Origin of the sequence: Paucibacter sp. XJ19-41 (assembly GCF_028462495.1) — a bacterium.
Taxonomy (GTDB): Bacteria; Pseudomonadota; Gammaproteobacteria; order Burkholderiales; family Burkholderiaceae_C; genus Roseateles_E.
This window is the reverse complement of record NZ_JAQOWX010000212.1, coordinates 1-4,175: the sequence shown is the minus strand read 5'-3', so window position 1 is coordinate 4,175 and position 4,175 is coordinate 1. Positions and strand designations below refer to the sequence as shown.

At 67.5% G+C, this 4,175-nt stretch carries 3 protein-coding genes and 1 pseudogene; 2 read left to right on the top strand and 2 right to left on the bottom strand.

Annotation, left to right across the window (positions count from 1 at the left end; genetic code table 11):
- Positions 1-303 precede the first annotated feature (303 nt).
- The gene (locus tag PO768_RS28035) at positions 304-1,362 is read right to left on the bottom strand and encodes a TerC family protein (RefSeq protein ID WP_272648675.1); all 1,059 of its coding nucleotides are present in this window, start codon (positions 1,360-1,362) and stop codon (positions 304-306) included.
- Positions 1,363-1,650: 288 nt separating this feature from the next.
- Here PO768_RS28035 and PO768_RS28030 point away from each other — a divergent pair, with 288 nt between their 5' ends.
- A complete protein-coding gene (locus PO768_RS28030; protein WP_137945461.1) occupies positions 1,651-2,007 on the top strand; it encodes a phage holin family protein in 357 nt (118 codons plus the stop codon).
- A gap of 63 nt (positions 2,008-2,070) precedes the next feature.
- Complete coding sequence (locus tag PO768_RS28025; RefSeq protein ID WP_272648674.1) at positions 2,071-3,654, top strand: DVUA0089 family protein; 1,584 nt, start codon at positions 2,071-2,073, stop codon at positions 3,652-3,654.
- 10 nt (positions 3,655-3,664) lie between these two features.
- Here the strand turns inward: PO768_RS28025 and PO768_RS28020 are convergent.
- Positions 3,665-4,175: pseudogene (locus tag PO768_RS28020) on the bottom strand (hypothetical protein); the annotation flags it as partial.

Genomic DNA, 4,175 nt, shown 5'->3' with positions numbered 1-4,175 from the left:
ACCGGCGCCGGCGCAGTGATCCGCGGCGTCGGCAAAGCCGCCGCCGCGCGCGGTGCTTCCGGGACGCCGCCGGGTCGGGCGGCAAGAGTGGCTTGAGTCACAGCAAAGGCGCGAACGCAAGGATTGAGATCGGCCGGAATCGTAACATTAATGCGAACTATTCCTATTACTTATGGGCATTTCTACCAAGATCCCGCCCTGACCGTCCCCAGAATGCGACAGCCCCCGGGGCGAACCGCCGGGGGCTGTGTGGGAGATGGATGGACGGCGTTCGCCGTCCGGGGCGCCGGGCTCGGCGCGGGCTCAGCGCTCGCCGGCCTGCTCGGTGCTCGTGATCTTCGGCGCGGTGCGCAGGCTCAGCACCATGGTCACGGCCAGGATCGCGACCACCACGCCCAGCGAGGCCAGCACCGGGATCTTGATCACATCGATCAGCATCATCTTCGTGCCGATGAAGGCCAGCACCACGGCCAGGCCATAGCTCAGCAGATGGAACTTGGCGGCCATTGCGGCGAGCAGGAAATACATCGCCCGCAGACCCAGGATGGCGAAGATATTGGAGGTCAGCACGATGAAGGGATCGTTGGTGATCGCGAAGATCGCCGGGATCGAGTCGACCGCGAAGATCACATCGGTGACACCCACCAGCGCGATCACCAGCAGCAGCGGCGTGGCCAGGCGCTTGCCGTTCTCCTTGGTGAAGAAGCGCTCGCCATCGAAGTTCTGGCTGACCGGGATCAGGCGGCGCAGCAGCTTGAGCGCCGGATTGCTCTCCAGATCAGGCTCCTGGCCGGCGGCCCACCACATCTTGATACCGGTGATCAGCAGGAAGGCGCCGAAGACATAGAGCACCCAGTGGAACTGCGCNTGGCCGGCGGCCCACCACATCTTGATACCGGTGATCAGCAGGAAGGCGCCGAAGACATAGAGCACCCAGTGGAACTGCGCGATCAGCCAGCTGCCGACCAGAATCATCACGGTGCGCAGCACGATGGCGCCGATGATGCCGTACATCAGCACCCGCTTCTGGTAGGCCGGCGGCACCGAGAAGTAGGTGAAGATCATCAGGAAGACAAAGATGTTGTCCACCGCCAGCGACTTCTCGATCAGATAGCCGGTCAGGAATTCCAGCGATTTGGTCGTGGCCAGATCGGCGTCGCCGGTGCTGTCCTTGACGGCCCACCAGAACAGGCCGTTGAAGGCCAGGCTCAGGGCCACCCAGACCAGCGACCAGTTGATCGCCTCCTTGACGCTGACCTCGTGCGCGCCCTGCTTGCGCAGCACGACGAAGTCGACGAACAAGGCCACCAGCACCGAGCCGGCAAAGAAAATCCACAGCCACAGGGCCGCAATCGAGCTCATGCAGAGACTCCCGCAAGTAGAAAAGTTGATGAAGCAACGGACCGACAGGTCTTGCGGGGCAGGATGCGGATGTGGGGGACACATCCACCAGCTGCGGGGTCCGGATGCCAGCGGGCGCTGGCAACGTAATGACGGACGGCCGCCACGACGAGGCGTCGTGTAGCTACTCCCCTTTCGGTTGGCCGCGAGTATGCCAGGGTTTGCGCCAGATCAATCGGCAAGCCCCCAGGGGAAAGACCCGATTCGTGAAGCCCTGCCGCGTCATCGCCCGCTTGTATGCTAGGCGGCATGAAAACCTTGACGCGATGGTTCTTGCTCGCCGGCGCCCTGCTGCTGGTGGCCGCCCTCTACCCCGGTGTGGTCGTCACCAGCTATGGCGCCGCGCTGATCGCGGCCCTGGTGCTGGGACTGCTGAACACCTTGCTGCGGCCCATCCTGGTGCTGCTGACCCTGCCGGTCACGGTGATCACCTTGGGGCTGTTCCTCTTCATCATCAATGCGCTGATGTTCTGGGCCGCCGCCTCGGTGCTCGACGGCCTGAGAGTCACCGGCTTCTGGGCCGCGCTGATCGGCTCGCTGATCTACAGCCTGTGCGGCATGCTGATCGATGTGGTGATCGAGCGCCTGTTCCCGGGGCGCGACTGACCCCCCCAGAATCGATGGCGCCGGCCGAGGCGTAAAAACGTCTGATCCGAAGAGAAGGACGCAATGTCTGCGTTCGACCCGGAGATCGGCATGTTGCGCAAGTACCTGCTGGGCCTAGGCGCCCTCACCCTGAGCCTGGCGGCCGACGCCGCCGCCCTGGACTACCAGGGCATTTTCACCACCGACGACCAGCTCTTCGTCACCCAGTTCACGCTGGCTGCCGATGAGCCGGTGCAGGCCTTCAGCAGCTCCTGGCTGCAAGGCGGTTTCGCGCCGGTGCGGGCGCGGTTCGATCGGGCCAGCGGCGAGCTGCCGGCGCTGGCCAGCGGCAGCCAGAACAGCTGCGGCCCCGGCGAGGCCGGCGATCCGGTCAGCGGCTTTTGCTGGGACGCCCGCTTCGCGATCAGCCTGGCGGCCGGCAGCTACCGGCTGGTGCTGTCGCAGGACGGCAATACCCCGCTGGGCTCCAACTGGGACGAGGGCTATCTGATGAGCGGCCAGCCCGACTACACCGGGCTGAGCTATCTGGGCAGCGAGCAACGCTTCATCAATGTCGACGGCAGCCCGCGCAGCGGCGCCTGGGCCTTCAGCTTGCATGCCAATGTCGTGCCCGAACCGGGCACCTGGGCGCTGATGCTGGGCGGTCTGGGCCTGCTGGCCTGGCGCCGCCGCCTGGCCGGCGCTGCCTTGCTGGGCCTGGCCCTGCCGGCGGCCGCGCTGGACGCGCCGCTGGTGGCCGACACGCACATCAACGCCGGCCTGCCGGCGCAGAACTTCGGTGCCCTGCCGACGCTGAACGTGGGCGGCGGCGCCAGCGCCTTGCTGCGCTTCGATCTGGGCGGCCTGCCCAGCGGCCTGAAGCCGGCCCAGCTGGTCAAGGCCAATCTGCTGCTCTACGTCAACCGCGTCGGCACGCCCGGCACGCTGGAGCTGCTGAGTGTCTACGCGCCCTGGGACGAGGCCGGCGTCAGCCATGCGGCCGCGCCGGTCAATGGCGGTGCCGGCAGCGGCCAGAGCTTTGCGGTCGGCAAGGCCCAGCAGTTCATCAGCCTCGACATCAGCAAGATCGTCAAGGGCTGGATCGCCAACCCTGCCAGCAACCATGGCCTGCAGCTGCAGCCCGCGCTGAACAGCCCGGGCACCGTGGCCTTCTTCGACAGCAAGGAGAACACCGGCACCGCCCATGTGGCCCGGCTGGACCTGACCCTGGCCGACCAGGGGCCGCAAGGTCCGCAAGGGGTTCAAGGCTTGCAGGGACCGCCCGGTGTGCAGGGCATCCAGGGGATCCAGGGCGTGCAAGGGCCGCGCGGCTTCACCGGGCCGGTCGGCCCGCAGGGACCGCAAGGCAATCAGGGGCCGGCCGGACCGGTGCATCTGCACTATGTCAGCCACACCCACACGCTGGCCGGCAACACCTGGTCCGGCTATTCGGCGGTCTGCCCGGGCAATACCCGTCTGGTCGGCGGCGGCTGCGGCCACCGCGACAACAACAGCGCCCAGGACGAGATCAATGTGAACTATGCCGGCCCGCGGCCCGACTACTCGACCCAGGTCTACCAGTGCAATCTGCGCAACCATGGCGGCGACAACCGCGCGATCCGCATCTGGGCCATCTGCGCCGAAGCCAGCGGCGTGACCCAGCACTGAGTCATCTGCGTCAGGGGGTTGCCAGCCGGGGTGTCAGCGGCCGTGCCTGCAGATTGGGCAGCTCGGCCCCCGGCGGCACATTGCCGCGGTACATCTCGCTGAGCAGCTGGCGCCGCTCGTAGAGCAGCTGGCGCAGCCGCGCGTCGATGACGGCGGCCTCGATCTGGTCGGCGCTGCGACTCCTCGACTGATTCAGGCCCGAGCGCAACCGGTCGATCGCGCCATTGAGGTCGCCGGCCGCCGCGCGCGTCTCGCCCAGCGCGCGCACCGCGCGGAGCGGCTGATCGAGGCGCTGCCAGAGCTGGGCCAGCAGCGCCCAGGCCTGGGCATCATTGGGGTTCAGGCTGACATGGGTCTGCAAGGTGTCGGCCGCCTCGCGCGCCGATGCCAGGCGCGTGTCCACCAGGGCCAGCTGGGCGCGCTGGATCAGCAGCACGCGCGAGCGGTCCTGCGCCAGCGGCGCCAGCGCGGCAAAGCCGGCCTCGCCCTGTTCGCGCGCCTGCGCCAGCTCGGCGCGCGCC